Source organism: Staphylococcus sp. HMSC072H03 (genome assembly GCF_001809305.1).
Lineage (GTDB): Bacteria > Bacillota > Bacilli > Staphylococcales > Staphylococcaceae > Staphylococcus > Staphylococcus hominis.
This window is the reverse complement of sequence record NZ_KV796883.1, coordinates 19,715-46,474: the sequence shown is the minus strand read 5'-3', so window position 1 is coordinate 46,474 and position 26,760 is coordinate 19,715. Positions and strand designations below refer to the sequence as shown.

Genomic DNA, 26,760 nt, shown 5'->3' with positions numbered 1-26,760 from the left:
AATGGCTATTTCAAAAATTAATGACTGCTTTGAATTATTAGCAATGATTACTTATGCAGATAAATTAAAAAGCATTATTAAAAAAGAATTTTCAATTAGCTTTGAAGAATTTGCTGTTTTAACTTATATTAGTCAAAGTAAAGAAGAAGAATATTATTTAAAAGATATTATTAATCACTTAAACTACAAGCAACCTCAAGTAGTAAAAGCAGTGAAAAATTTATCTCAAGAAGATTACTTCGATAAAAAACGTAATGAGCATGATGAAAGAACAGTATTGATTCTTGTAAATGCAACGCAACGTACAAAAATTGATGAATTACTTAATAGAGTTAACAAACGAATCGAAGAAGCTAATAAAGAAACAGAATTATAATAGTAAACCCTAAAGAGACTAGAACTTTAAAAAACCTAGAATAATAGCCCGTAGATAACATTCGTCTACGGGCCTCTTTTATAGCCATAATTCATATTATATGATGTTGTTTTCTGTAGAATAACTTCATTCTAATATTTATAAACATTGTTTAATAATTTTTTTATATCTAGAACCCCACCCTTTAGGTTGTTCTGTTTCCTTAGATATTCTATTGTAGATAATTTTGACTCTATGCTTATAATTTTATATCAATAAATTTGTAGTATGAGATGCATCATTTTTTTCTACAAAATTTAAATATAATGTTAAAAATTTCTCTTCTTCTTCTATATGAGGTGCATGCCCTGAGTCATTAAATAAAACATAATTTATATTTTTAAATTGATTTTCAAATTGTTGATTCTCTTTATTGATAATAATTGGGTCATAACGTCCTTCTACTATCATAGTTGGAACATTGATATCATGTGTGACTGTATTTGATTGATTCTCTGTATCTAATAAGGCTCTTGATGCTACTGCACTATCTTCATCGTCTTGTTTACTATATAAACGTTGACGTTGAAACCACTTCATTGCAACGTCACTTTTTTTGTAAATATATGGAAATAATATAAGTAACGCTTCAGATTTATTAAACCCCGCTACTTTATCTTGGTGCTCAATCATTAATTTTGTAAAACCATGGACAATATCTTCAGATTTAGAAGATATAATTGTTAAAGATCGCACTTTCTCTTTATATTTTTCGGTAAAAGCTTGTGCAATAATTCCACCCATATCATGTCCTAATAAATGTGCGCTTTTAATACCTAATTGTTGCATTAACATAATTAAATCTTTAATGTGATCATTTAAGTTATAACTCGTAGGATGTGTAGATTTCCCATGACCTCTCACATCGTAAACAATGACTCTATAGTGTTTTTTCAACTCTTTTTTTAATGAGTAAAACCCAGCTAAATTACCATCTAAACCATGAATTAAAATAACGGGAATGCCTGTACCTGCATCTTGATAAGCTATCTTTATTTGATTAGACGTTTCAATTTTTTTCATATCGGCACCTCCCTTAGTATTTACTATACCCACTAAAACATATTTAACGCTATAAACATGTATACAATTAATTATTTTTTTATTTAAAAATTTTTATATAATTTAAATAAAAAAACTCAACCCTATTAATCAGGGTTGAGTTAAAATCATATATTTTATTAAATACTTCTTCTAGATGATAATCGTATAGTATATGTAACAATTAGTACGACGATAATAATCCAAATGATAAGTGAAACAGTTTGAGCGACATTTGAATTTACAATAACAGCATCAATCGTCTTTTGAGAGAATAATAAACCTACTGCTGTATATTCTAATCTTTTAAAAATAACCCCGCATAAACTCATTATAAGTCCCATAAAGAAAATAAATTGATGACTATACATAGTAATAGGAACAATGCCTATAGTGAGATTAAATGCACGCATAATAATAAGAATTAAAGCAATAATTGCAATCATATAGCCTATGATTATCTCTGTGCGATTACTATATAAATATTTTTTTCGAGCAATTTGTATATGAATAAAAATAGTAATCGGGAAAATAACAATACAATAAAACAAAGATAATATAGTTGCAGCTTGGAATGGAACGTATTGCTTATCATATAAATATGAAATTAAAATAAAATTGATAATAAAAAATATAATAGGATTCAATTGTAAACCAAATAAATTTCGTTGAATAATTAGGATAATTTGAGCCGTTGATTTCCCTCTAAAATCAAGATAATCTTGCTTTTTTTCTTCAGATTTTTTAAAGTCATTACGTATATTTTCTTTAATGTCATCGATAAGTTTAGGGGGCATGCCTTTATGAGTAAAATAATCATTCACATTTTCAAGTAATACTTTATCGTTTGATCGCATATGTTGCTCCTTTATCAAATGTAAGTTTTAAAATACATTCAATTTATTCATTTCAACATTTTATCATAGATTTCAATTGATTTCTTTTCATAAAAAGAAGTAGGATAACGAATCCCAGATTGAATTCGTTATCCTACTTCTATATATTTCATTACCTTTTAAATGAAATGGATTATACGTCACTTTAACTAACTACTTCATTACATTATTTATTAATATCAATACGATATAATTTTAATACTTTGTCTTTAGGTGAGCTTGAACCAAATTGATAGCTTGTTTTACCGTTTTGAATATAAGCAAAATTGCCACTTACACTATTATATTGAACACGTTTAATGGCTTTTTTACCTACGCTTTGTGCTACTTTTTGATAAGTTGGACCATTGGCTTGATTATAAGTCATTGATACTCTAGTCACATAACCAGTATTTTTTTTACCGATGGCAGTAACAACTAATACGCCTTTATTTGTATGGAATTCATAATATTTTTCTTGATTATTTGGATTATATGAATAAATAGGTGTGCCATAGTGATTAATAACATTTTTAATTGATTCACCTATTGTCACATTTTCTAATGTTTTTTGATCTTGAGTTAATTGTTGTACAGTCTGAATCGAATTACCACTAGCTGCTTCAGCATGATTATAGCCTACTCCTGTCATTACTAGTCCTGAAACTAATAGGGCTGTTGCTAACTTTTTCATAAGCACTCGCTCCTTTTTCTTTTATGCTTAATTACAGTATACCCTATCCATTACAAAAATAACAGAAATATTACAAAAACATTACAAAATATTTCTTTTTTATAATCCATTCATTTTGGTAAATAATATTATTTAGTGTTGAGGCATATGTTTTTTTATAAAAGGTGTCACATCATGGATAAACTTCTCTTGTTCTTCTTCAAAAGGATACATGCTTGACTTCGAATACACTTCAAAATGTACATTTCCTATTAAATCTGCTACTTCTTTAGATTCAAGAGATGTTATTCTTTCTCCATACGCACTTGCAACTATAAATGTGGGTTTAGTGATGTACTCAAATACTTCTGCAATTCCTCTTTGTTTAAATACTTCATCTACTGCTTCTGTCTCTTCTTTAGTAGAAATTGAATTAGTATCTTCGACATTTTTTAAGAACTTATTCACTTTACGATGTTTATAATAGCGATGTTTATCTAAAAACTTCTCTTGTTTATCTTCATTCCAGTTACGGATTTTATGTGCGTATTTTCTAAACAATCGTTCTTCTGGTAACTCTCCTTCAATAGATGTCGGATTGATCATTGTTAACGAAGAGACATACTCTGGATATTGCTTTGATAAATGCGCAATAATTGTAGCACCCATTTCATGGCCAATAAAAGCCGCTTGATCTATGTAGAGATAATCTAATAATAAAATAATATCATCTGCAAATTCATTGAATTTAATATGTCGTGGTTTATCTGAATATCCATGACCACGTAAATCCAATAATACGACTTGAAATGTTTTTGAAAGTGCATGAGCTAAATTTTGAAAAATTGAAGCATTTTCAAACGCAGTATGTACAAGCACTACTGGGTATCCTTGTCCCATAGTATTGTAATTTAATGTAAATCCACCTTTTCTTGTAAATAATTCCATTTAATTATCTCCTTTTTTTTGTTTATTTATGGATAAAATCGTTAAGAGCTCTTCTATTGTTGTAATGATATAATCTACTTCTTCTTCTAAAGGTTCTAATTCAGCATTTTCTTGTTTATACCAAACGCTTACCATTCCCATAGCACGTGCAGGAGCAACATCATTTAAGGCATCATCTCCAACATACATAATTTCTTCTGGTAAAACGCCGAGTTGATCAATCATATCTTCAAAAATACGTGGGTGAGGTTTGCGATAACCTACTGTTTCAGAAGTTGATAAATAATTAATCACGTGTTCTATTCCTAATGAATAAATCCGAAATTGTTTAATCTTTGATTTCCCGTTTGCAATTACACCGAGTAAATAATCATGCTCTGACAACTTTTCAAGTGTGTATAATGTATCGTAGTATGGAAATACATATCGATAGAAATGCATTTCGAAATCATGAAATAAATCTTTCCATTTCAATCTATCGATGTGAAATTGTTTTATTATCTCCTTATATACATAAGGTTTATCGTTATCTTCATCATCATCTAATTCTATAAATTTATGTTTAAAGTCAGCAAGTTGTACATGTACAAAATAATCATGAAAACGTTCATATTGTTCTTCTATAAATTTATCTCGAGACTTAGTTCTATCCAATAATGTGCCTTCTAAATCGAACACAACTGCTTTGATTTGGCTTAAGTCCATTTTTATTTACCTCTTATCACTATAATTATTCTTATTTTAATAATTTTTGTTCACTTCACTAACGTGTTGTATTAGATTGAGTGACTAAAATATAAAATAATATGGGTATCCCAACAAGTGATAAAATAATACTTGCTGGAATTTGCACTGGATTGATAACAATCTTCCCTACAACATCAGCGAATAGCATCGTTAATGCACCTATCAATATGTTTAATGTCATTTGTATAGCAAGACTATATTGAAAATAATATCGTTTAATTAATTGAGGTACAATGATGCCAATAAAACCTATAACACCTATAAACGCTACTGCTATAGCTGTCATAATAGATGTTAACAAAAGTACAATAAATGTTATCCATTGCACATTTAACCCTAGAGACTTACTTTTAGCTTCTCCTAATTGCAAGAGCTTAATTGGTGTAACTAAACTATATATCACAATAATGATTGGCAAAGAAACCATTGTAATATAAACGAGCTCATTCATTTCGGCATTCGCAAATCCTCCGAAATAATAGGCTAACATACGATTCGTACGTTCTGGTTTAATGAGTGTAAGTATATATATTAATGCATTAAAAAAAGCGCCTACCATAAGTCCAGATATGATGAGTACTCTAATTGGAAAATTTCTAGACAATACGATTGTCATTATAACAACAAGTAAAAGTGTCGTGATACTAAAAATGATAGAAAAAATTGGAATAAATAGAAAAGATACACCTAAAAATATAGCTAAACTTGATCCAAAAGTCGCTCCACTCGCTAAACCAAGTGTAAAGCTATCTGCTAAAGGATTATTTAATACCGTTTGAAATAATTGACCCGTCAACGTTAATATGGCTCCTACCATAAGTGCCTCAAATGTTCTAGGAACTCTAACCTTAAAAAAAATCATTTGATTAAATGCTTGATGTAATGACCCTAAACCCCAAAAAAGACTTATAGCTATTATAATACATAAGCAAAGTGTCCAAACTGAAAATGTTAAATATAGATGTCGTTTCATTTCCACTCACATTTCAATTATTATTTATTTCTTATATTACAATGAATATATCCTTACTACTAATTAAAATAAGATTACAAAATGATTCTTTCTCTGCTTTGCTAAACTTACAAGAATATATGTTGTATAAAAAGCCTACAACATTGTCAATATCGTTGTAGGCTTTTGAAAAGTCTCTCATCTTAACGTTTTAACGTTTATAAATTGCATCACGTAATTCTTTCATACCCTCATCAATACGAGGTCCTGGTCGTGAAATTTCGTCACCATTGACTGTTTCCACACGTTCATTTTTTACTGCGTTGACTTCAGAGAAACCATCACGTTCTTTAATCACTTCATAATATTCTTCTTTTGAAATACCTTCAGTTGAAATTAAAATATCAGGATTTTTTCTAATAATACTTTCTTTATCTACTGCTTTCCATCCACTAACATTTGAAAATACATTTTTTGTATCTAGTTTTTCTATCATATCATTGAAAAAGGTTTCTTTTCCTGCTGTATATATTTCAGGTTTTGAAGACACTTCTATAAAAACACTCTGTTTTTTATGATGTGCTGGAATTGATTCAATTACTTTTTGAACATTATCTTTTGTTTCTTTGACTAACTGTTTCGCCTCTTTTTCACGATGCGTTACTTTACCTACTTGCTCAAATGAATCGTAGACTTGATTTAAAGACTGAGCGTCTTTAACATATACTACCTTCACACCACTATCAGCTAAACTATCAAGTGTTTTTTTAGCAGATGATTTTTGAGATTCATGAGCTAAAATCAAATCAGGTTTAGCTTTTAAGAGTGCTTCCTTATTTAAGTTCATTGCATCAAATTGTTGCTTGCCTTTTTTCACGTTTTTTGGATAATCATCAACTGTTGATACACCTATAATATTTTTTCCAAGACCAAGTCTATATAATATTTCAGTATTACTTGGAATCAAAGATATAATACGATGATATGTATGAGTATTATTATTGTGATCCGTTGTTTTTTGCTCAGTTGAATGCGTAGAATGATGTCCTTTTTCACTCGATTGATTTTGTCCACATGCTGCTAAAACTAATACTAATGTAAATAAAATAATCCACAGCTTCTTATTGTTCATTTATAAACAATACCTTCCTTTCACAATTTTGTTTATTTCATATATTTATCATACCAAATTATTTATATCATTAATTTAATTCTATAAATTTTTATTGTGTAATTTTATATTATTGGTTAAACTTAATGATTTAATTCTATTTCAAAATAAAAAAAGAAGGAAACAGATTTCAAAATACATTCTGTATCCTTCCTGTTTTCATACTATACAGTAGCTATTTTAGGATTTGGGCCATACTTATTTGTCCCCTCATCACTATCTTTTATTGTAAATGCAAAAGTAATCACAAGAATAATAAGTAAGACTAAAGACATCGCTGCCACCATAATTCCTAATTCAAGCGCAATCATTCCGTTGAAAAAACCATCAATTGAAATACCGTATGTTCTATCTACAATACTTGAAATTTTTCTGATTGATGTAAAAATTAAAATAATAAGAGGTAGAACCATTGTGTGCCCTGTATCATGTAAACGACGTACCGTCATCGTAAACGTTCCTATAAAAATAATGATATCAATGATTTCATACACAATATCAAAAAATGTATGCCCTCCATTTAACCCCAAAGTAATGATATTAAAAAGTAAACTAATAATCACTAAAATAATACAATTAGCTAAAATAGCAAACCAATAATGGCGTCTTCTAGTTCGACTTTTTATATTAAAATAATTTTGCCAAAATAATTTGAACGCTTCTATCATGTTTAAGCTCCTTTTATTCATCAGATATATTATATATATATCATCACATATTATAGAACTTAAAAACATCTTTTATTAAATATCATTCCGAACCGCATCAGCAATATACTGATTTAAATTATCGTGTCGTTTGTTATTAATTGTTTTAGCAAATCGCTCATCATTCTCATAAATCGAGGCAATATATTCTAAAAATTGTTCATCTACGTTAGGTACTTGTGTTTGAAGAATATCTTTTAGTTCAGAAATTGCTTGTTTAACCTGTACATGATTTATTTTATAGTTTGCAATAAATAATTCATTCATTTTATCAAAGAATGAATGTAACCTCTCCATTGTTTTCTTATTTTTTTGTTGTTTTTCTGTAGAATTCAATCGTTTTTGATTCTCTTTAAAAGCTTGATAATAAGGAGTATGACTATATTTCATTTCAGCTTCTTTCTCATATTGATTCTGTATATTATCATTATTCCATTTACTCATATTAATCTCCTCTTTTCTATGATTAACGAGATGATGATTAAGAAAATGAATCATTTTGTTTAATTGATCTCTTTGTGCAACAATACGCTGATAATTATTTTCTAATATTATATTTTTCTCTTCTATACTGTTACTAAAATAAAGTTGAATATCTGCTAATGATAAATTCAGTTCCCTTAGAAATTGAATGGTCTGTAATTTAGAGATGTCCTTAGAAGAATAATAACGATAACCATTAGATGCAATATAAGTGGGCACAAGCAACTCGATTTCATGGTAATAATGAAGTGTGCGTTTAGTTACTTCGGTAATTTGACTCACGTCATTGGGTGTAAAATATGCCTGATTTTCCATTCTGACATCCTGCCTTTTTCTTAATCTATTTGATTCACTACTCTTTTCATCTCTCTATAAAAGAGACTAAGCTATGACGTCACGTCAAGGTCAATCCATTTTTGTAAAATATGGATCTAAGAAATGATATCTTTGTTCAATGGAACCATTAAAATAATTTTTTCCAAAGTTATCTAGTAAAGCATGAAATTCATTTGCATCTTGATTTGTAAAGTTTGAAGGTAATTCTACATATCTTTTTAATTTATCGTAATTCTCAGTATTGGCATAACCGAGTTTTTTATATAATCGACGTGTATAATGATCAGGAATAAATTCGACCCTCTCAAAAATATAAACTAGCAATACATCTGCTGTTTCACTTCCAATACCGTGTAGCTTAAGTAATTCATTTCTTAAATGTTCTCCATATACTTCATTAATCTTGCAATAATCAAACTGATATTGATTTAACCAGTTGAATAATGTAGAAATTGCTTTTGATTTATTGTTATAGAAACCACTAGAGCGGATTAATATTTTTAGTTCTTCTATCGGCAGATTTAATATGTTTTGCGGTTCAAAATGGGTTGCTTCTTTCAGCCGTCTAAGAGAAAGTGCAGCATTATTCCAGTTTGTATTTTGAACTAATATAGCACCTAATATCATCTCTTCACGTGTATCTGCTGGCCACCATCCTTGAGGCCCCATATGTTTTAATAATGCTTTGTAAAGTTGTTCTGTAGTCATCATTGACATCTTTTTACCTTTCTATAAAAAATAAACACCTTCACAAATAAGTATTCGTAAAGGTGCTTTTTAACTTAAAAGTATCTATATTACATTGATTCTGGTGCTGATACACCCACTAATGCTAATGCATTGTGTAATGTAATTTTAACAGCTTCAATAAGAGCAACATGTGCTTTTGTTTTTTCAATATCATCAGATAATACCTTTTCAGCATTATAGAATTTATGGAATGCTGAAGCTAGGTCTTGAATATAATTAGTTAATCGATGTGGTGCACGACTTTCAGCAGCACTTTCAATTGTAGGCTCAAACTCTGCTACTTTCTTCAACAAATCAATCGCTTTTTCATTTGTAATGGTACTAAAATCAGCGTTTTTGTCTATTTCAATACCTTTTTCTTTAGCTTGTTTTAAAATTGAACAAATACGTGCATGTGCATATTGTGCATAATAAATTGGATTATCTTGCGATTGCTCTTTTGCAAGTTCCAAATCAAAATCAAAGTGCGAATCAGGACTACGCATTGTTAAGAAATAGCGCGCCGCATCAATGCCTACTTCATCCATAATTTCACGTAACGTAATTGCATTACCTGTACGTTTACTCATTTTAACTTCTTCGCCATTTTGCATTAAACGAACCATTTGCATAATTTGAATTTCTAAACGATCGCTATCTACACCAAATGTTTCTAAACTTGCTTTTAAACGATTAATATAACCATGATGATCTGCACCCATTAAATCAATTAAAATATCATTGCCACGATCAATTTTATTGTAGTGATACGCTGTATCAGGTGTAAAGTACGTATAGTTACCATCTTTTTTGATTAGTACTCTATCTTTATCATCCTTAAAGTCTGACGTACGTAACCAAGTGGCACCATCTGCTTCATACGTATAGCCTAACTCATGCATTTTTTCTAATGTATTATCAATCGCACCATTTTCGTATAGTGATGTTTCACTAAACCAATTATCAAAATGAACATTGAAATCTGATAAATCTTTTTTCAATTTATCCATTTCATAATCAACACCCAGTTGTCTAAATGTTTTTAAGCGTTCTTCATCAGAGTAATCTTTCATTTCTGGATGTTTTTTGGCTAAGTCTTTACCAATTTCGACTATGTCTTTACCATTATACCCATCAGCTGGCATTTCATGACTTGTATCCCCTAATGCCTCAAAGAAGCGTGTTTCAATTGAACGTGCTAAATTTGTAATTTGATTACCAGCATCATTAATATAATATTCACGTGTTACATCGTAACCTGCTGCAATTAAAATATTTGCTAGTGAATCACCTACAGCAGCATTTCGAGCATGTCCAATATGTAAGTCACCAGTTGGATTTGCTGATACATATTCTAATAATATTTTTTTGTTTTTTGGTTCTTCCGCATAACCAAATTTATCCCCTTTTTGAATTGCTTCTGAGATGACAGCTGTTAAATATTGATTATCTAAATAGAAGTTGATAAATCCTGGACCAGCGATATCTACTTGTTTTACGTTTGCTTTACTTGTATCTAAATTGTCTACAATAGCTTGAGCAATATCGCGTGGATTACGTTTAGCAATTTTAGTTAAGACCATTGCAATATTAGTAGAATAGTCTCCATTTTTAGTATCTTTAGGGATTTCAACTTTAATTTCAGGAATATCTTCTGCTAGATTTGCTTTTTTAATACTTGCTTCAATTTCTTGTATTAAAGTTTTCTTTACTTTTTCAATAATATTCATTCGCCTATCTCCTTATACTTAAGTTCATATTGATATGAGCCCATTTTTTCGTCATTTTGATGTAATTCGTATTGTATTTTTAATTTTCCACCATTTTCATTTACAAAATGTAAAATACTCTTAGTTCTTACTATTAATGGAATGCGTCCTGCTGGTATAGTGTAAAGTGTTGTAGTGTCCTTACCTTCAACGAAGTGTAAGTTCATATTGATATCACCTTTACGTATCAACTTCACGCCATTGTCTTCAATTTTAATTGTTACATTAACAACTGCACTTTCAATTTGTTCTTGATATCGAATATAATCGGCATGTTTTTGTTGCCATGATCCTTGAGAAGAAAATTCAAATGTTTGTTTTTCTCCATTTTGTTTTAAGACTTGTTTCGTTTGAATGTGTATATTCTTATCCAACGTCTGACTCACCTTAATCTTTAAAATATTACACCACATTATAGCATAAATCCTATAGCGCTTGAAGTTAACAAAATTCTATCAACATTAGTTCAATAGTTATCATAAAAACGAGAGTGGAACAAAAGTCATTTTGCGTTTATTGTCCCATTTAAGTCCTTTCCCCAACTTACGTTACCCGTTGACTTTCTCTTCGAAAGTCTTTGTGTTGGGGCCCCGCTACAATTAAAAAATCTTGGTATCCTATGTTTTTAATTTAATTATCTACCTCTATGTAATGAAAAAGAGTCTAAGACGCTTATGTTTTAAGTCTCAGACTCTATTTTTCCAACCTATTATGTTTTGAATGTCACCATTAGTATCATGGTATTACTTTTTTCTTTCTAATATGTCTGCTTTTGATTCAAGTTCAACAATATCATAATGATACTTTTCTAAAAGTGTTCTATATTTATAGAAGAAAATGATGCCGAAACCGATTGATGCTACAAATAATAAGATATTTTTCATTTGTTGTCCTCTTTACTCCATAAATTAGATATAATCTTTTAAATAATTATATCATTAAATAACATTTTTATACATTTCTTAATAACTAAATGAGATTAGCTGTACCTTATTTCCCAGAAATAAATACTTTTGCTTCATTATCTTCTGGATAATAATACCCATTAAGGATCGCTTGCAATCAATCAATGCCTTAAAAGGCGATTTGATATAAACGCTTTTACTGTCTTTAGTACCTTCATAAGTTGAATTATCATGTGTTTCAGACAAAGGCTCGGCTCTTGCACGCTTGGCCTCTTCGAGTACATCTTCAATGTAATTTACCATTAATGATATATGATTAAAGTCTAAATCGTCGAATTTAAGCAGAAATTTTAATATGACGATTTAAGAGTTATTAGTAAACAAACTGAACAATCTCTTCAACAGATTTATCATAATGTAATGAAATCAGTTTATCAGTTTTATAATGTTGGAGATACTTTAAAAAAATAAAAACTCGAGATACTCAGTCATTGAATATGCACTGCTGAGTGTCTCAAGTTTTTTCTAATCAAATGCCTTAAATAACGCCTCGTTTGAGTTATTCCACATTGTTTCATTATGGGATATTAAAAAATCTTTTAATACTTTTTTATTTTCTCCACCAATTTGATCAATAATAACTTGATGTTTCATAGACTTATCCATCATATTGACATGTTCTGGCATACTCTTATAACCTCGACGAATACTTTTATTTACAAGTAAATAACATGCAGTGACGCCCGCGTAATAAGGACCATTTTCACCACGTTCAGTAGTCACCCAACATAACCAATATTCTTTAGCCTCTGGACCTTCCACTGATTCTTTATCAGTAATCCACTTTACGCCTTTTTCTACTTCCGCACGTGCATGCATACCGCCAATATCAACAAATGCTTCTTTATTTGCAATATCGATAAATACAGGTGCAATATTATCTAAACTAATCGCTCCTATATTTGTACCTTTATGACCATCTAGAGGATCATTTTTTATAATATTAAATTTAAACCCTTTATTTTCTGCCACGATGATTCCTCCAATACTTCTTTACCTTTTCACACTCGCTATTAAATCATAGCGTATATTATCATCAAATATTTAATTTAATTCATTCAATAAATTAATAATTGAACCTTTCACTTCCGAATCTTTAATATTAAGAATCATTTCTTTAGGATAGTATAGTTTATAGTCTTCTCGATTAATACCAGTAATACTTGAAATGACTAACGATTGGCTACTAATTTCTTTAATACTACCATTTCGTCTTAACAAATGGATGGGTTGTCGATTAGAACCAGGTCGATCATAATCATATGGTAAATCTGAAAATGCTTCACTAACAAAATAATATTCCGGGTCAATGCCACCTTCAATAAATAAATCCTGTAATTCAGTAATTGTAATAATCGAACCATCAAATGGAATATACTTAAAGAGATCACGATTAATAAATCGACGCGCTAAATCACTTAAGATCTCATCTTCTTCATGTATCCATTTCTTCAAATAAAATAATACAGTTACTTCATCTAATTCTACATACTGATCAATTGTCATTGTACCTTCAAAAAATGGAATAAATTCTTTTGGATACATTTTAAATTGATAGTCTTCCTTATAAAGCTGTTTGACTCGCTTAAGACAATTATTTAATAGTACTTCTCCACCACGACTTACGGGATGAAAATAGATTTGCCAATACATTTGGTAACGACTCATAATAAAATTTTCTACAGCATGCATACCACTTTCTTTAATAAGTACTTCATCTTTTGATGGTCTCATTAATCGAAGTATACGCTCCATATCAAATGTACCATAAGATACACCGGTGAAATAAGCATCACGTTGCAAATAGTCCATACGATCAGCATCAATTTGAGATGAAATCATGGAAATGACTAATTTATTTTTATGCGTTTTATTAATAACATCGGCTACTTCCTGAGGAAAGGTCTCAGACACTCTACTTAATACTTCGTTAACCTCAGTGTTTCCAGTAATAATTTCTTGAGTAAACGCTTCGTGATCCGTATTAAATATCTTCTCAAAACTATGTGAAAACGGCCCATGACCCAAATCATGTAATAAAGCTGCACATAAAGCAAGGGGGCGATCTTTATTATTCCATGCTTCACGCCCAACAAATGATTCATCAATCATACGTCTTACAATTTCATAGACTCCTAAAGAGTGTCCAAAACGACTGTGTTCTGCAGTATGAAAGGCAAGGTATAATGTACCTAATTGCTTAATACGACGCAAGCGCTGAAATTCTTTAGTTTTAATTAAATCCCATATTAGTTGATCTTTAACATGAACATACTTATGAATTGGATCTTTAAATACTTTTTCTTCAGCTAATTTTTTAGTTACATAAGATGATTGTGTCAAGTTCATCCTCCTCTTTCATACTTGCTTTCATCAGTAGTAATATGAATTTAAGTTGATTAATTCTTATAATACTTTCTTCATTAATGCTAAATCTAATTGTTCACCATACATTTCTGGTTGATATGAACGAACTATTTCAAAACCATGATGTTGATAATAATGAATAGCTTCTTTGTTCTTATTATCAACTTCTAAAAAGACCGTATCATATTCATTTTCAAATTCATGTAATCCTTCTTCAAGTAAACTTGTTCCATAACCTTTATGTTGTACACCTGGGTGAACATAATGTGCGGCTAAGTATAATTCTTTACCATAGATAAAGTTAGCAAATCCTACAATTTCATTATTTTCTTCAACAACTAAAAAAAGTTGATCTTCTAATCGCTTTTTTAAATGGTGTTCATTATACGAAGCTGCTAATAATTCATTAATTGTTGATACTGCATAAATATTTAAATACGTATTATACCAAGCTTTTGTAGCTACATCTCTTATTGCTATAACGTCATTAGTTGTCGCTTTTCTAACTGTATACATGCTTCATTCTCCTGACATTTTATTGTAATTTAATAACAAAATTATATCATAGTATATTAATAAACGCTTTCACTCAACTTTAAGATGCATCTTATTAAGACAGTACTGCATTCCATTCCTGTGCTCTTTCTAGAGCATATACATCTTTCATAACATCTCCAGGTCTTTCTGCTGTACCAATAATATAACCATTTAGTTTTGCTCCGAGAAAATCTAAACTATATTCTAACTGTTTAATGCAAGGTTTCGCTTTTACTTTCGGACAATCTCCCCCAACTAAGATTAATCTAAAATCAATGTTAGACATTTTAGTTTTAAAATCCTGATATTTAGGATCGATTAATGATTCTGACCAATGATCGATAAATGCTTTTACAGATGCTGACACACTATACCAATACACAGGTGATGCAAAAATAACTGTATCACTTTCAAGCACTTGGTCAATAATCAATTGATAATCATCTATGTATGACTCAATTTGCTTTGATTCATGTCTATAATCTCTTACAGGTTTAAAATGATATTGTGTTAAATCAATCCAATTATATTGTTTTCCTTCTAGAGCATATTGTGTTAATTGAGCAGTATTTCCTTGTGGACGACTTCCACCAAATAATACAGTAATCATGTATCTTACCTCTTTTTTAATTTATATTATTAATGTGTTTTTTCTATTTACTTATTATGTACCCCATCTTTTTACTTTTATTTATAATAAAAACTCCTACACCTATATAAACGGTGTAGGAGCCATTATTACTTTTATTTAACGTACTTTATTCAACTGGGAATAAATCATCTATTTTCTTAATTTCTTCTTCAGTCAGTTCAATATTTGCTGCTTCAATGTTTTCTACAACTTGATCAGCACGTTTCGCACCAGGAATAACAACATCAAGTGATGGACGTGTTAAGTAGAATGCTAATACAATATTAGCAATACTTGTATTATGAGTTTCAGCAATACTTGATAATTCTTTTACTCGACGTACGTTATCATTGAACACTTCTGGTTGGAAATCACGACGAGTTGCACGATGATCATCGAAAGTTTGATTTTCTTCATACTTACCAGCTAAAATACCAGAAGCTAATGGGAAATATGGTACAAAAGTAATATCATTTTCAGCTGCGTATTTCATTACTTCTTCATTTTCACGATGTAGTAAATTATATTCTAATTGAACAACATCCACATATCCGTCTTTATTCGCCTCTTTAAGTTGATCTAACGTAAAGTTTGAAACACCTATTGCTTTAATTTTTCCTTCTTTTTTAAGTTCTTGTAATGCTGCCACAGCTTCATCTTTTGGTGTATCCTCATCAGGAAAATGAATGTAATACAAGTCAATATAATCCACTTGCAAGCGTTCTAAGCTCTCTTCAACTTGTTGTTTTAAATAATCAGGTTGGTTATTTTGAACAACATCGCCATTATCTTTAATAACATGTGATCCTTTAGTTGCAATTTGAACTTTTTCACGAGGATATTCCTTTACAACTTCTCCTACAAGTTCTTCTGAGCGTTTAGGTCCATAAATAAACGCAGTATCAATTAAAGTAATACCATTATCAATAGCTTTTCTAACGACATCTTTTCCTTGCTCTTCATCTAAATTGGGATATAAATTATGTCCTCCGACTGCATTTGCACCTAATGCAACTGGAAATACATGAACATCAGATTTTCCTAATTGTACAAATTCTGCCATGATATTCACCACTCCTTAAAAATGTAGTTTCTATTTATAGTTTACCCGATTAGTAATGATAAATTCATTCAGTAGTGTTTAAAACATTAAATTTGACATATGTTTTATTTTATATTTAAATGTAACTAATAAAGTTACATTTAGGAGGTGCATCATTTGAATTTAGAATTTAACATTGCCGTTCACGTACTTAGTTTTTTAGTAAAGCACGACAACCAACAATTCAGTAGTCAATCTTTAGCAAAATTAACTTGCCTCAATCCAGTTCAATTACGTAGAGTGACTACTGTTTTAAATCAATACCAGTTTATTAATACTTCCCGTGGTAAAAATGGTGGATATAGTGCAAATCATTCAACTGCTAGCATTAAACTATCAGTACTATATCGTATATTTGTGCTTGAAAAAGATAGCCAACAGCGTATTTTCACAGGTCATGAGCAGAGCGATTGTGAAATATCAAGAAACATAGCAAAGACCATGTCACACTATAATCAAAAGGAACATCGTGTTATTTTAAATTTTTATGATACCCTCACAATTAATGATGTAATTAATGATACACTTCAGGAGGATACAACATATGACACATTATAATTTAATCGTTATTGGTTTTGGTAAAGCCGGAAAAACACTTGCCAAATATGCATCATCACAAGGACAACAGGTTGCTTTAATTGAACAGTTTACAGAAAGCTATGGCGGTACATGCATAAACCATGGCTGTATTCCATCTAAAGTGCTTGTTAATGATGGTATTAAACATGTCGATTTTTCAACTGCCTTTTCAAGAAAAAAAGAAGTAGTCAAAGCATTAAATCAAAAAAACTATTTAAACTTAGAAAATGATGAAAATATTACCTTGTTAAACTTTAAAGCACAATTTAAATCTAATACAGAAGTAGAATTAATTGATGAAAATGGTAAGTTAGTTCAAACACTGACAGCAGATAAAATTTTAATTAATACAGGTGCAAAATCTAATATTCCAAATATTGAAGGTATAGACTCAGCACAAAATGTATATGATTCAAAAGGACTATTAAATATTTCTTATCAACCTAAAGAATTAGTGATTATTGGTGGAGGATATATTGCATTAGAATTTGCCTCAATGTTTCAAAGCTTTGGTACAAACGTAACTGTACTAGAATATAATAAACAATTTATGGCCAGAGAAGATCAAGAAATAGTCACACACATGATTAATGATTTTAAAGATAAAGGCGTACGTTTAATTACTAATGTTGAAACAAAAGCATTAAAAAATGAAGGTGATTTGACAACAGTTGAAACCTCACAAGGAAACTTTACTGGTGATGCAATCTTACTTGCTACGGGACGTGTACCAAATACAGATTTAGCTCTGAACAATACAGATATTGAGTTAGGCACTCACGGAGAAATAAAAGTAAACAACCATCTACAAACCTCTGTATCACATATTTATGCTGCCGGAGATGTAAAAGGTGGATTACAATTCACTTATATTTCTTTAGATGACTTTAGAATCTTGAAATCTGAATTGTTCGGTGATCGTTCACGACATACTGAAAATCGTGGTATTATCCCTTATACAGTATTTATCGATCCACCACTTTCTCGTGTTGGTATCACCGCTTCAGAAGCACAACAATTAAATTATAATTACGTTGAAAACACTTTATTTATTAATACTATACCAAAACACAAAATTAATAACGATGGTCGCGGTCTTTTCAAAGTTGTAATCAATAAAGATAATAATGAAATATTAGGTGCTACTTTATATGGTAAAGGTTCTGAAGAAATTATTAATTTAATTAAACTTGCTATCGATCAACATATTCCTTATCAAGTATTACGCGATAATATTTATACTCATCCAACAATAGCTGAATCATTTAATGACTTATTTAATATTTAATAAAAAAGCTCGTAAACCCATTTTTAAATGAGTTTACGAGCTTCTTTATCATCGATATTTATTATTTATTTGCTTTACGCTTTGCTAATTTTTCTTTTAATTTTCTATCTTGTTCTTCTTTACGACGCTTACGTTCTTCATTACGTTTTCTCAAACGTTCTTCTTCTTCAGGATCACGTGGTTTTTTTAATTGTGCAGTCACTTTTTCCATAAGTTCATCTTCAGTCAATGCAGCAAGTGGGCGATTATTAACAAAAGCAAATGTCTTACGACGACCTGGACCACAGTATGACTGACAGCCTATTTCAATTTCAGCATCAGGATCTAATTTTTCTAATTTTTTCTTTAATGATTTTAAGTTAACTGCCTGACATTCGTCACAAATCAAAAATTTATTCTTCACTTCGCTACCCACCTTTACATTATTTTCTCTCATATTGACTTCCATTCATTTATTACAACTCTAATTATTTTACTCTTTTTAATTAAAAATTCAAGCACTAAAAAAGATTTGCTATAAATAAAAAGCAAGACATATATTTTCTTAATAAAATGTCTCGCTTCATCATAATAGTAGTCTTATTGTCCGTGATATATTTTAAATTTCAAAGGTTTAATTCCCTCTTTTTCCCATACTTCATAAATAGAGTGCTTATCAACTCTATTATCGATAATTGTAATGCCACAATCTCCTCCACCAGCTCCAGAAGTTTTTGCTGCACCACCAAAACGTTCACCAATATCACATAATAATTTTAATTTTTTTGTTTCAATATCAACCGTAGCCTCTTTATCCATTTGCTGAATAATACTACGATTTTGACGAATCATTTTTTGTACACCTTTTATATTATTCGTTTTAAAAGCATAGATTAAATTTTCCACACACGTATTTGATTGATCAAGAAACTTACCATAAAAAATAGGGTCAGATTTTAAACGCTTGACTTCGCTTACTAAGTGAGGTGACGAAGCAGGAGAACCGGTCCATCCTATGAGAACTTCCATATTTTCAGGCGCTTGTAAAGGTTCTATATGAAGACCTGGCCAGTTTTTTTCTAATACTTCATCTACAGATGTTTCTTTCATTTGTTGTTTTACCCATTCGTGATCAAACGTACTATAGGCAAGCCATCCACTATAAACACTAACAGCAATATCTCCGCATGAACTTAAACTTTGTAATCTCATATTTGAAATAACCGCAAGCTTATAAATATAAAGATTGGATAACTCCATTTCATAAAATTCATTTAGAACCTTAATCACAGATACTAAAACTGCAGCACTAGAACCTAAACCATACTTTTGTCCTGATGCATCTGCAAGATTACTATCAATAGTAAGATGAAAATGTTTTAATTTTATATTACAACTTTTCGCATACTGCTCAAACACTTCAATAGCAGTAACTACATATTTGAGTTGATTGGCTGCATGTACATCTGATATTTCTATTTTATCTTCATTACGATTAAATGTGACAGGTTTATAGTGTAATGTTTTAGAATGAATCGTACCTGTGATTTCATTTGAAGCTTCAATAGCAGCCGTGACAAAACGATCTACTGCAATTAACACTGATTTATATCCCGGCTCGGTTACAGCATATTCGCCCGCTATATACAGTTTTCCTGGCGCTTTTGCCTGAATCATTATATCTCTTCCCTACTTAATTATTTCGACTCCTGCGTGTGTAATATCACTTGTTATAATTTGATCTTTATTAAATACTTCTAAAAATTGATTCACAATCGCTTGTTGATGTTTCTTTTCTATTAGAACTTTTACATTTGGTCCTGCATCCATAGTAAAATAACAAGGTAATCCTGCTTCTCTACATTCATGTACAATTCTCATAGCTTCGTAGCTTTCCGGCACAAGATATGTAAATGGTGGCTGTGCACCTAAATTTGTTGCGTGCATTCTCAAACCGTTTGCCTCAATCACTTCACCCATTCGTTTAAAATCTTTTTGGGCAATCGCTTGTTTTGTGACTTTTAAATCTTCCTCTACATGATCTAACCAGTATTGATAAAAACGTGAGGTATCACGAGTTAAAGACATACCTGAACGACTTGATACTTTCTTTGATTTATTGTTAATAACTACAAAAATCATAGCTAAGTCATTCTCGAAGCCATCTGACTCAATTTGATGGGCGTAAGACGTTTTATCATCATAACCTTTTTCCCATTCAGCAAAACCACCATAAATACTTCTTGATGCTGATCCAGAACCACGACGAGCAAGGCGAGATAAATCTTTATCTGATAGGTTTAAATCAAGCGCTTCATTGCAAGCACCAGCTAAAGCTGCATATGCACTAGCTGAAGAAGCTAAACCAGCAGCAGTAGGCACAAAATTATCACTTTCTATTAGTGCATACGTTGAAATATCAGCTTCTTTTCGAATCATATCCATATAACGTTGAATTTTAGCACTTTCTTTAGCATTAACAGCTTCTTTATTTAAAATAAGTTGATCTTCTGTTAATGAATCATCAAACGTTACACGTGTTTCTGTATAGAAACGCTCTAATGTCACTGATAAACTATTATTCATAGGAATAATTAGATTTTCATCTGCTTTTCCCCAATATTTTATTAGAGCAATATTCGTATGGGCGCGTGCGTTACCACTTTTTTTCAAAGATTTATCCTCCTAACTTTTCAATCCAAGTATGTTGTGCTCCATCTTTTTCGGCTGCTGCAACAATAGTTTTAGCAGTCACTTCTTCTTTAGTTAGAATTAACATGCTACCACCTCGTCCACCACCAGTTAATTTACCAGCTACTGCACCATGTTGTCTTCCAATTTCGAGTAAAGTTTCGATTTTATCGTGACTGACTGTCAATGTTCTTAAATCGTCTTGACATTGATTAAATATATTAGCAAGTTGATCAAAGCTATGATGGTTAATTGCATCACTAGCTAAATAAACAAGAGAGCCAATATGTTCAATGACATTCATATATGACTCATCGTTATCACATAAACGATGTACATCTTCAACTGCTTGTTTTGTAGAGCCTTTAACTCCTGTATCAATAACAACCATATAGCCATCTAAATCAAGAGACTTTAAAATTTCAACTTCTCCTTTTTGATACCAAACGGGTTGATTCGTTACAATCGTTTTTGTATCAATACCACTTGGTTTACCATGAGCAATGCGTTCAGCCCAGTCTGCATTTTCTAGTAATTCTTTATCAGATAGCGGCAATTCTAAATAATCATAACTTGCTCTTATAAAAGCTACTGCTACTGCTGCACTCGAACCTAAACCTCGAGAAGGTGGTAAATTAGCTTGAATTTTAATCAACAATGGTTCTTCAACATGTTTGCTTTCTACGAAGTGTGTAATAAGTGATTTCAAATGATCAGGTGCATCGTATAAAGGACCATCATAAACATCACTCTGAATTGCTGAATAATTACCTTTTTCTAAGCTTTCAATAAGCACTTTTACTTTTCCTGAAGTAAATGGAATGGCGATTGCTGGCTGGCCAAAAGTTACAGCATGCTCACCAATCAATATAATTTTTCCGTTAGATTCTCCATAGCCACGTCGTACCATGATCTCTCACCTTTAATATTCTTTCTAAAATGATTTCAACATTCATTAATGTTGTTTTAAAATTGAACATATTTATACATTTGTACATGTCATGTCACACATATGTTTATACTCATTTACTTCAAATCTTGCATTTGTGTTAATACATCAATAAATAGTATAAAACTTTGTCAAAAATAGTTCAAAACTTTGAAATATTTATATCCTAAAAAATGTTATAATCAACATAATTATGGTTAAATTATCGTTCTTAAATGAATCCACCTCATCTATATTACTATAAAAAATAATAAGAATGTAGCAATTTTTATATTTTTGAAGGTAAATATATACTTTAGTTGTATGATTGCATGCTAAAAAGGGAGTAAGCTAAAATTCACTTAGAATTTTTCTTACTCCCTTTTATCTTATTTTAATCTAAGGAACGATTCATTTTCTCATTACGTTCAATCATTTTATCGAAATATCCTTCATAACGTTGCCACTCATCCTCTGTAATTGGATCCATATTTAGCTGACCACCTAAGTCTTTAATCGCATAAAGTAATTGGAACATCACATCTTGAACTTTAATGTCTCGATGAAGTAATGTCTCCAAAGATGCCATACATTCTGGTTTAATATCCGGATATTTAAATTTTGTAACTTCACCTTTCAAGGCACGTTGATAAAATTCATGCATCATTTCAGCTCTTTCTTCACCAGAGCCTTCAACACATAAATAAATTTGAACTGCAATACCTCCACGTACCCGTCGTTGTGAAATACCAGCAAATTTTTTTCCATCAATACTTAGATCAAATCTTCCAGGACAATATGAATGCTCTATTTCTTTAGTATCTATATCTACATTTTCATTTTCGAACATTTTACAAATAAGTAAATACATAACTGTGAATGCTTCATCAATGGTTGTCTCAGTCTGTCCTTTAAAAATAAGCGAAATATTTAAAACACCTTGGTCTAATACAACCCCAAGACCACCAGAATTTCTAACGATTGCATTATAACCGATCTCGTCAGTTAAGTATTGAATACCGTCTTTTAAAAATGGTAAACGTGAATCATGTATACCTAAAATGACAGTGTGTTGGTGAATCCATGTTCTTACAACGTTACAAGATATATCTTTTCCTACACTTTCTGAAAACGTGTCATCAAATGCAAATGACTGCATTGGCGCTAAACCTGAAGAATGGTCTATATAGCGCCAATGAATGTCATTAAAATACTTACTCGCTAAATCCATTATTGTAATGTTTGAGCAGCAGTAATAATTGATAAGTTATAAACGTCTTCAGTAGAGCAACCACGAGATAAATCATTTACAGGTGAATTAAGACCTTGTAAAACTGGACCAATCGCTTCAAATCCACCTAAACGTTGTGCAATTTTGTAGCCAATATTACCTGCTTCTAAACTTGGGAATACAAATACATTTGCGTCACCTTGAATTTTTGCTCCAGGTGCTTTTTTCTCTGCAACTGCAGGTACAATCGCAGCATCAAATTGAAATTCTCCATCAACCACTACATTATCTAAACCTTCAGATTCCACTTTTTCTTGTGCTAATTTTACTGCGTTAGCGACTTTTTCTACATCATCTGATTTAGCTGAACCTTTAGTTGAGAAACTTAACATAGCAACACGTGGGTCCATACCAAAACTTTTTGCTGATTTTGCACTTTCTACGGCAATTTCTGCTAAATCAGAAGATTCTAATGTTGGATTGATAGCGCAATCACCAAATATATATTGTTTATCTTCTTTAATCATAAAGAAGATACCAGATGTTCTAGATACGCCAGGTTTTGTTTTAATAATTTGTAAGGCAGGACGGACAGTATCTCCAGTTGAATGTGCAGCACCACTTACTAATCCATCAGCATGACCAGCGTATACTAACATTGTTCCGAAATAGTTGACATTGTTTAATAATTCTTGAGCTTGTTCTTCAGTAGCTTTACCTTTACGACGTTCTACGAAAGATTTGACTAATTCAGGTTTCAAATCACTTTTAGAAGGATCGATAACTTGAATATTAGAGATATCTAATCCTTTATCTTGAGCTAAAGTATTTACTTTTTCTTCATTACCTAATACTAAAGGTGTAACATAGTCAGTTGCTTGTAACTTTGTAGCCGCTGTTAATACTCGTTCATCTTCACCTTCCGGTAATACAATTCTAACGTTTTTTCCTGAAAGTTTTTCTTGTAATACATCTAATAAACTAGACATAATGCCCTCCTCAAATTTTTTAAATAATAGTATTTTCACCTTAATTATACTTTATTTCTTTTAATATTTCTATTTCATTAATTTGTAATCTTTTAAGTATGTGTGACAATTCTCTTTATGATAAAATTTAATCTGTATTGATAGAAAATATAGTTAAAGGAGCGATAGATATGAGTGAAGCAGCTGAAACATTAGATGGTTGGTATAGCCTTCATTTATTTTACGCTGTCGATTGGGCAACTTTTAGATTGGTGCCAGAAGATGAGCGCGAAGCAATGATTAATGAATTTAAAGTATTTATCAAAAATAAAGCCACTGCCAGAGAAAAACAAGCTGGAGATTATGCTTTATATAATATTACAGGTCAAAAAGCAGATATTTTATTATGGTATTTACGTCCAGAAATGAAAGAATTGAATGAAATTGAAAATGAATTAAATAAATTAAGAATTGCTGATTTCTTCATTCAAACTTATTCATATGTATCTGTGATTGAGTTAGGTAACTATTTAGCCGGTAAATCAGACGAAGATCCTTATGAAAATCCACATATTAAAGCAAGATTATATCCAGAATTGCCTAGAACAGAATATATTTGTTTCTATCCAATGGATAAACGTCGTAATGAAACATATAACTGGTATATGTTACCAATGGAAGATCGTAAAAAACTAATGTATAACCATGGTATGATTGGACGCAAATTCGCTGGTAAAATTAAACAATTTATTACTGGTTCAGTAGGTTTTGATGATTTTGAATGGGGCGTCACATTATTCTCAGATGATGTTCTACAATTCAAGAAAATTGTTTATGAAATGCGTTTTGATGAAACGACTGCTCGCTATGGCGACTTTGGTAGTTTCTATATCGGCCATATTTTAACTACTGATCATTTCGATCAATTTTTTGCAATTTAATATATAAATGGAGCAAAGACTAGCATAGTAAACGCCAGTCTTTGCTCCATTTTTCAATAAATTAATATATTTATATAAGACAATTAGTTTCCGAGATAAAGTACACTTTTTACAAAGTGTACTTCAAGTAGTATGGTTTGGGAGAACTTCATTACTACTCTGAACATTAACAAATCACAAAAGTGCTGTCGCTACCCAGCACAATTTTGACTTGTTAACTATTATTATTTAACCGAATTGTAATGTTCTGAAACATTATTGTTATAAATTAATTGTTTTTTAACATTAAATTTTATTTTCATTAAAATATATTTACCTACTATTGAGGTATAATGGTAATCATATTATGATTGTTAAGTTTTATAATATAAGGTAGTTATTTTCATGTACTTCTACTATAATAATGATTACATCTTAACGAATGGTGATGAAATGGAAAATACAAATAAACAAGAACATATAGATGAAACTTTAATCAAAGACGTCGTCATGATGGCTGGACGTATATTACTTGAATCTGGCGCGGAAGGAACACGTGTAGAAGATACGATGACACGTATTGCCCGAAAACTAGGATATCCTGAAAGCAATAGCTTCGTTACAAATACAGTCATTCAATTTACTTTACATAACGAATCTTACCCCCGAATATTTAGAATTAATTCCCGTGATACTAATCTCATTAAAATTTCACAAGCAAATGAAATATCACGATTAATCACAAAAGGGGATATCTCTTTAGAAGATGCAAAAGAGCGATTAGAAAAAATATATATTGCAAAACGAGATAGTAGCTTAACATTTAAAGGGATTGCTGCTGCCATTATTGCAATTAGTTTCCTATATTTGCAAGGTGGCCAATTTATCGATGTGATTACTGCTCTACTTGCAGGTAGTATTGGGTATCTGGTTGTTGAAATTCTAGATCGTCGATTACACGCACAATTTATTCCAGAATTCGTCGGATCCTTAGTTATTGGTATTATCGCAGTATTCGGTCATTGGTTAGCGCCAAGTGGTGATTTAGCTACTATTATTATTGCTGCAGTCATGCCTATTGTACCTGGAGTACTGATTACGAATGCTATACAAGATTTATTTGGTGGTCATATGATGATGTTTACCACTAAGTCTTTAGAAGCACTTGTCACCGCATTTGGTATTGGTGCCGGCGTAGGTTCGATATTAATATTAGTTTAGGAGTACGCATAAATGTTTTGGTTATTTAATTTTATATTTAGTTATACAGCTTCTCTCTTTTTCTGTGTAATCTTTGACGCTCCTAGAAAGCTGTATTTATCGTGTGGTTTTGTTGGAGCTTGTGGATGGATGGTATATATTTTATTCTACCAAGGTTTGAATATACATACGATTTATTCAAGTTTTTTCGGTAGCTTTACATTGGGTTTAATCAGTCATTACATGGCTCGTAAAAAACGTGAACCTGCAATCATTTTCATGGTTACTGGTATTATTCCATTAGTTCCTGGTGGACTTGCTTTTGATGCAACTAAAAATCTAGTCTTATTACAATTTGGTAAAGCAATCAACACAATGCTCGAAGTCACACTTATCGCTGGTGCGATTGCATTAGGATTATTATTCGCAGATCAAATTTCAAAAATCATCGTTTCTGGTTTCGCTCGACGACGTAAACGTATATAACAATAAAACGCGAGAGATTGTTGGTAATTAACCCTCATCTCT

30 protein-coding genes are annotated in these 26,760 nt (G+C 30.9%); 6 read left to right on the top strand and 24 right to left on the bottom strand.

The features are described 5' to 3' along the window. Window position 1 precedes the first annotated feature (1 nt). On the top strand, window positions 2-376 hold the full coding sequence (gene sarA / locus HMPREF2578_RS06220) for a global transcriptional regulator SarA (protein WP_002448898.1): 375 nt from the start codon (window positions 2-4) through the stop codon (window positions 374-376). 246 nt (window positions 377-622) lie between these two features. Here the strand turns inward: sarA and HMPREF2578_RS06215 are convergent, their stop codons facing one another. From HMPREF2578_RS06215 to HMPREF2578_RS06135, 18 genes are all read right to left on the bottom strand, one after another. Continuing rightward, window positions 623-1,438: an alpha/beta fold hydrolase gene (locus HMPREF2578_RS06215; protein ID WP_049413752.1), complete on the bottom strand. Its 816-nt coding sequence runs from the start codon at window positions 1,436-1,438 to the stop codon at window positions 623-625. 158 nt (window positions 1,439-1,596) lie between these two features. Next, window positions 1,597-2,313, bottom strand: a complete 717-nt coding sequence (locus HMPREF2578_RS06210) for a hypothetical protein (protein WP_019834891.1) — start codon at window positions 2,311-2,313, stop codon at window positions 1,597-1,599. A 205-nt stretch (window positions 2,314-2,518) separates the two neighbouring features. Further along, window positions 2,519-3,025: an SA0570 family protein gene (locus HMPREF2578_RS06205; protein ID WP_070508318.1), complete on the bottom strand. Its 507-nt coding sequence runs from the start codon at window positions 3,023-3,025 to the stop codon at window positions 2,519-2,521. A 132-nt stretch (window positions 3,026-3,157) separates the two neighbouring features. After that, window positions 3,158-3,952, bottom strand: a complete 795-nt coding sequence (locus HMPREF2578_RS06200; protein WP_017176033.1) for an alpha/beta fold hydrolase — start codon at window positions 3,950-3,952, stop codon at window positions 3,158-3,160. Next, window positions 3,953-4,657: an HAD family hydrolase gene (locus tag HMPREF2578_RS06195; protein WP_017176034.1), complete on the bottom strand. Its 705-nt coding sequence runs from the start codon at window positions 4,655-4,657 to the stop codon at window positions 3,953-3,955. 58 nt (window positions 4,658-4,715) lie between these two features. After that, window positions 4,716-5,672, bottom strand: coding sequence for a FecCD family ABC transporter permease (locus HMPREF2578_RS06190; RefSeq protein ID WP_070508317.1), 957 nt, complete (start codon window positions 5,670-5,672; stop codon window positions 4,716-4,718). A 190-nt stretch (window positions 5,673-5,862) separates the two neighbouring features. Next, window positions 5,863-6,783, bottom strand: coding sequence for an ABC transporter substrate-binding protein (locus HMPREF2578_RS06185; RefSeq protein ID WP_048682710.1), 921 nt, complete (start codon window positions 6,781-6,783; stop codon window positions 5,863-5,865). Between the two features lie 203 nt (window positions 6,784-6,986). Next, complete coding sequence (locus HMPREF2578_RS06180; RefSeq protein WP_049413747.1) at window positions 6,987-7,490, bottom strand: DUF805 domain-containing protein; 504 nt, start codon at window positions 7,488-7,490, stop codon at window positions 6,987-6,989. A gap of 75 nt (window positions 7,491-7,565) precedes the next feature. Next, window positions 7,566-8,327, bottom strand: coding sequence for a MerR family transcriptional regulator (locus tag HMPREF2578_RS06175; protein WP_049413745.1), 762 nt, complete (start codon window positions 8,325-8,327; stop codon window positions 7,566-7,568). Window positions 8,328-8,417: 90 nt separating this feature from the next. After that, window positions 8,418-9,065 carry an endonuclease III domain-containing protein gene (locus HMPREF2578_RS06170; RefSeq protein WP_070508316.1) on the bottom strand — a complete coding sequence of 216 codons (648 nt, stop codon included), beginning with the start codon at window positions 9,063-9,065 and terminating at the stop codon, window positions 8,418-8,420. Window positions 9,066-9,145: 80 nt separating this feature from the next. Then, complete coding sequence (gene argS / locus HMPREF2578_RS06165) at window positions 9,146-10,807, bottom strand: arginine--tRNA ligase (protein WP_070508315.1); 1,662 nt, start codon at window positions 10,805-10,807, stop codon at window positions 9,146-9,148. Beyond that, on the bottom strand, window positions 10,804-11,220 hold the full coding sequence (locus HMPREF2578_RS06160; protein ID WP_017176040.1) for a YwiB family protein: 417 nt from the start codon (window positions 11,218-11,220) through the stop codon (window positions 10,804-10,806). The genes argS and HMPREF2578_RS06160 overlap by 4 nt, the downstream gene beginning before the upstream one ends. Before the next feature lie 369 nt (window positions 11,221-11,589). Beyond that, on the bottom strand, window positions 11,590-11,730 hold the full coding sequence (locus tag HMPREF2578_RS11140) for a hypothetical protein (protein WP_017176041.1): 141 nt from the start codon (window positions 11,728-11,730) through the stop codon (window positions 11,590-11,592). Between the two features lie 546 nt (window positions 11,731-12,276). Further along, entirely contained in the window at window positions 12,277-12,783 is a 507-nt protein-coding gene (locus HMPREF2578_RS06155; RefSeq protein WP_070508314.1) for a YwhD family protein, read from the bottom strand. A gap of 72 nt (window positions 12,784-12,855) precedes the next feature. Further along, window positions 12,856-14,160: an HD domain-containing protein gene (locus HMPREF2578_RS06150; RefSeq protein ID WP_172952303.1), complete on the bottom strand. Its 1,305-nt coding sequence runs from the start codon at window positions 14,158-14,160 to the stop codon at window positions 12,856-12,858. Between the two features lie 57 nt (window positions 14,161-14,217). Further along, the gene (locus HMPREF2578_RS06145; protein WP_002488589.1) at window positions 14,218-14,694 is read right to left on the bottom strand and encodes a GNAT family N-acetyltransferase; all 477 of its coding nucleotides are present in this window, start codon (window positions 14,692-14,694) and stop codon (window positions 14,218-14,220) included. 94 nt (window positions 14,695-14,788) lie between these two features. Next, window positions 14,789-15,325, bottom strand: coding sequence for a flavodoxin family protein (locus tag HMPREF2578_RS06140; RefSeq protein ID WP_017176045.1), 537 nt, complete (start codon window positions 15,323-15,325; stop codon window positions 14,789-14,791). A 148-nt stretch (window positions 15,326-15,473) separates the two neighbouring features. Further along, on the bottom strand, window positions 15,474-16,409 hold the full coding sequence (locus tag HMPREF2578_RS06135; RefSeq protein WP_017176046.1) for an aldo/keto reductase: 936 nt from the start codon (window positions 16,407-16,409) through the stop codon (window positions 15,474-15,476). Window positions 16,410-16,565: 156 nt separating this feature from the next. On the opposite strand from HMPREF2578_RS06135, the gene hypR reads away from it, so the two are divergent. Both hypR and merA read left to right on the top strand, forming a co-directional pair. Next, the gene (hypR, locus tag HMPREF2578_RS06130; RefSeq protein WP_002488600.1) at window positions 16,566-17,006 is read left to right on the top strand and encodes a redox-sensitive transcriptional regulator HypR; all 441 of its coding nucleotides are present in this window, start codon (window positions 16,566-16,568) and stop codon (window positions 17,004-17,006) included. Then, entirely contained in the window at window positions 16,993-18,315 is a 1,323-nt protein-coding gene (merA, locus tag HMPREF2578_RS06125; protein ID WP_017176047.1) for a hypothiocyanous acid reductase MerA, read from the top strand. The genes hypR and merA overlap by 14 nt, the downstream gene beginning before the upstream one ends. Before the next feature lie 61 nt (window positions 18,316-18,376). Here the strand turns inward: merA and HMPREF2578_RS06120 are convergent, their stop codons facing one another. The 6 genes from HMPREF2578_RS06120 to pta form a co-directional block, all read right to left on the bottom strand. Continuing rightward, complete coding sequence (locus HMPREF2578_RS06120) at window positions 18,377-18,718, bottom strand: YuzB family protein (protein WP_017176048.1); 342 nt, start codon at window positions 18,716-18,718, stop codon at window positions 18,377-18,379. A gap of 176 nt (window positions 18,719-18,894) precedes the next feature. Beyond that, window positions 18,895-19,971, bottom strand: a complete 1,077-nt coding sequence (locus HMPREF2578_RS06115) for a phosphomevalonate kinase (protein WP_017176049.1) — start codon at window positions 19,969-19,971, stop codon at window positions 18,895-18,897. A gap of 12 nt (window positions 19,972-19,983) precedes the next feature. Next, window positions 19,984-20,967 carry a diphosphomevalonate decarboxylase gene (gene mvaD, locus HMPREF2578_RS06110; RefSeq protein ID WP_070508313.1) on the bottom strand — a complete coding sequence of 328 codons (984 nt, stop codon included), beginning with the start codon at window positions 20,965-20,967 and terminating at the stop codon, window positions 19,984-19,986. A gap of 4 nt (window positions 20,968-20,971) precedes the next feature. Next, the gene (mvk, locus tag HMPREF2578_RS06105) at window positions 20,972-21,895 is read right to left on the bottom strand and encodes a mevalonate kinase (RefSeq protein WP_048761238.1); all 924 of its coding nucleotides are present in this window, start codon (window positions 21,893-21,895) and stop codon (window positions 20,972-20,974) included. A 412-nt stretch (window positions 21,896-22,307) separates the two neighbouring features. Then, on the bottom strand, window positions 22,308-23,144 hold the full coding sequence (locus tag HMPREF2578_RS06100; RefSeq protein WP_029376812.1) for a lipoate--protein ligase family protein: 837 nt from the start codon (window positions 23,142-23,144) through the stop codon (window positions 22,308-22,310). Further along, window positions 23,144-24,133 (bottom strand): phosphate acetyltransferase, encoded by a 990-nt coding sequence (pta, locus tag HMPREF2578_RS06095; RefSeq protein ID WP_070508312.1) that lies wholly within the window; start codon window positions 24,131-24,133, stop codon window positions 23,144-23,146. The genes HMPREF2578_RS06100 and pta overlap by 1 nt, the downstream gene beginning before the upstream one ends. A gap of 170 nt (window positions 24,134-24,303) precedes the next feature. Between pta and hemQ the strand changes: the two genes are divergently transcribed. From hemQ to HMPREF2578_RS06080, 3 genes are all read left to right on the top strand, one after another. Beyond that, window positions 24,304-25,053 (top strand): hydrogen peroxide-dependent heme synthase, encoded by a 750-nt coding sequence (gene hemQ / locus HMPREF2578_RS06090; protein WP_002488567.1) that lies wholly within the window; start codon window positions 24,304-24,306, stop codon window positions 25,051-25,053. 432 nt (window positions 25,054-25,485) lie between these two features. Next, on the top strand, window positions 25,486-26,253 hold the full coding sequence (locus HMPREF2578_RS06085; RefSeq protein ID WP_029376813.1) for a threonine/serine exporter family protein: 768 nt from the start codon (window positions 25,486-25,488) through the stop codon (window positions 26,251-26,253). 12 nt (window positions 26,254-26,265) lie between these two features. Then, the gene (locus HMPREF2578_RS06080) at window positions 26,266-26,718 is read left to right on the top strand and encodes a threonine/serine exporter family protein (RefSeq protein WP_002448879.1); all 453 of its coding nucleotides are present in this window, start codon (window positions 26,266-26,268) and stop codon (window positions 26,716-26,718) included. Window positions 26,719-26,760: the final 42 nt, after the last annotated feature.

Bases quoted from the DNA above. Each gene is read 5' to 3' on its own strand.
- HMPREF2578_RS11140 (WP_017176041.1), bottom strand. From the start codon at position 11,730: ATGAAAAATATCTTATTATTTGTAGCATCAATCGGTTTCGGCATCATT.
- merA (WP_017176047.1), top strand. From the start codon at position 16,993: ATGACACATTATAATTTAATCGTTATTGGTTTTGGTAAAGCCGGAAAA.
- HMPREF2578_RS06205 (WP_070508318.1), bottom strand. From the start codon at position 3,025: ATGAAAAAGTTAGCAACAGCCCTATTAGTTTCAGGACTAGTAATGACA.
- HMPREF2578_RS06100 (WP_029376812.1), bottom strand. From the start codon at position 23,144: ATGGATTTAGCGAGTAAGTATTTTAATGACATTCATTGGCGCTATATA.
- HMPREF2578_RS06215 (WP_049413752.1), bottom strand. From the start codon at position 1,438: ATGAAAAAAATTGAAACGTCTAATCAAATAAAGATAGCTTATCAAGAT.
- HMPREF2578_RS06170 (WP_070508316.1), bottom strand. From the start codon at position 9,065: ATGTCAATGATGACTACAGAACAACTTTACAAAGCATTATTAAAACAT.
- HMPREF2578_RS06180 (WP_049413747.1), bottom strand. From the start codon at position 7,490: ATGATAGAAGCGTTCAAATTATTTTGGCAAAATTATTTTAATATAAAA.
- HMPREF2578_RS06210 (WP_019834891.1), bottom strand. From the start codon at position 2,313: ATGCGATCAAACGATAAAGTATTACTTGAAAATGTGAATGATTATTTT.
- pta (WP_070508312.1), bottom strand. From the start codon at position 24,133: ATGTCTAGTTTATTAGATGTATTACAAGAAAAACTTTCAGGAAAAAAC.
- HMPREF2578_RS06145 (WP_002488589.1), bottom strand. From the start codon at position 14,694: ATGTATACAGTTAGAAAAGCGACAACTAATGACGTTATAGCAATAAGA.
- mvk (WP_048761238.1), bottom strand. From the start codon at position 21,895: ATGGTACGACGTGGCTATGGAGAATCTAACGGAAAAATTATATTGATT.
- HMPREF2578_RS06150 (WP_172952303.1), bottom strand. From the start codon at position 14,160: ATGAACTTGACACAATCATCTTATGTAACTAAAAAATTAGCTGAAGAA.
- HMPREF2578_RS06195 (WP_017176034.1), bottom strand. From the start codon at position 4,657: ATGGACTTAAGCCAAATCAAAGCAGTTGTGTTCGATTTAGAAGGCACA.
- HMPREF2578_RS06175 (WP_049413745.1), bottom strand. From the start codon at position 8,327: ATGGAAAATCAGGCATATTTTACACCCAATGACGTGAGTCAAATTACC.
- HMPREF2578_RS06185 (WP_048682710.1), bottom strand. From the start codon at position 6,783: ATGAACAATAAGAAGCTGTGGATTATTTTATTTACATTAGTATTAGTT.
- argS (WP_070508315.1), bottom strand. From the start codon at position 10,807: ATGAATATTATTGAAAAAGTAAAGAAAACTTTAATACAAGAAATTGAA.
- HMPREF2578_RS06080 (WP_002448879.1), top strand. From the start codon at position 26,266: ATGTTTTGGTTATTTAATTTTATATTTAGTTATACAGCTTCTCTCTTT.
- sarA (WP_002448898.1), top strand. From the start codon at position 2: ATGGCTATTTCAAAAATTAATGACTGCTTTGAATTATTAGCAATGATT.
- HMPREF2578_RS06190 (WP_070508317.1), bottom strand. From the start codon at position 5,672: ATGAAACGACATCTATATTTAACATTTTCAGTTTGGACACTTTGCTTA.
- HMPREF2578_RS06140 (WP_017176045.1), bottom strand. From the start codon at position 15,325: ATGATTACTGTATTATTTGGTGGAAGTCGTCCACAAGGAAATACTGCT.
- HMPREF2578_RS06115 (WP_017176049.1), bottom strand. From the start codon at position 19,971: ATGATTCAGGCAAAAGCGCCAGGAAAACTGTATATAGCGGGCGAATAT.
- HMPREF2578_RS06085 (WP_029376813.1), top strand. From the start codon at position 25,486: ATGGAAAATACAAATAAACAAGAACATATAGATGAAACTTTAATCAAA.
- HMPREF2578_RS06200 (WP_017176033.1), bottom strand. From the start codon at position 3,952: ATGGAATTATTTACAAGAAAAGGTGGATTTACATTAAATTACAATACT.
- hemQ (WP_002488567.1), top strand. From the start codon at position 24,304: ATGAGTGAAGCAGCTGAAACATTAGATGGTTGGTATAGCCTTCATTTA.
- HMPREF2578_RS06135 (WP_017176046.1), bottom strand. From the start codon at position 16,409: ATGGCAGAATTTGTACAATTAGGAAAATCTGATGTTCATGTATTTCCA.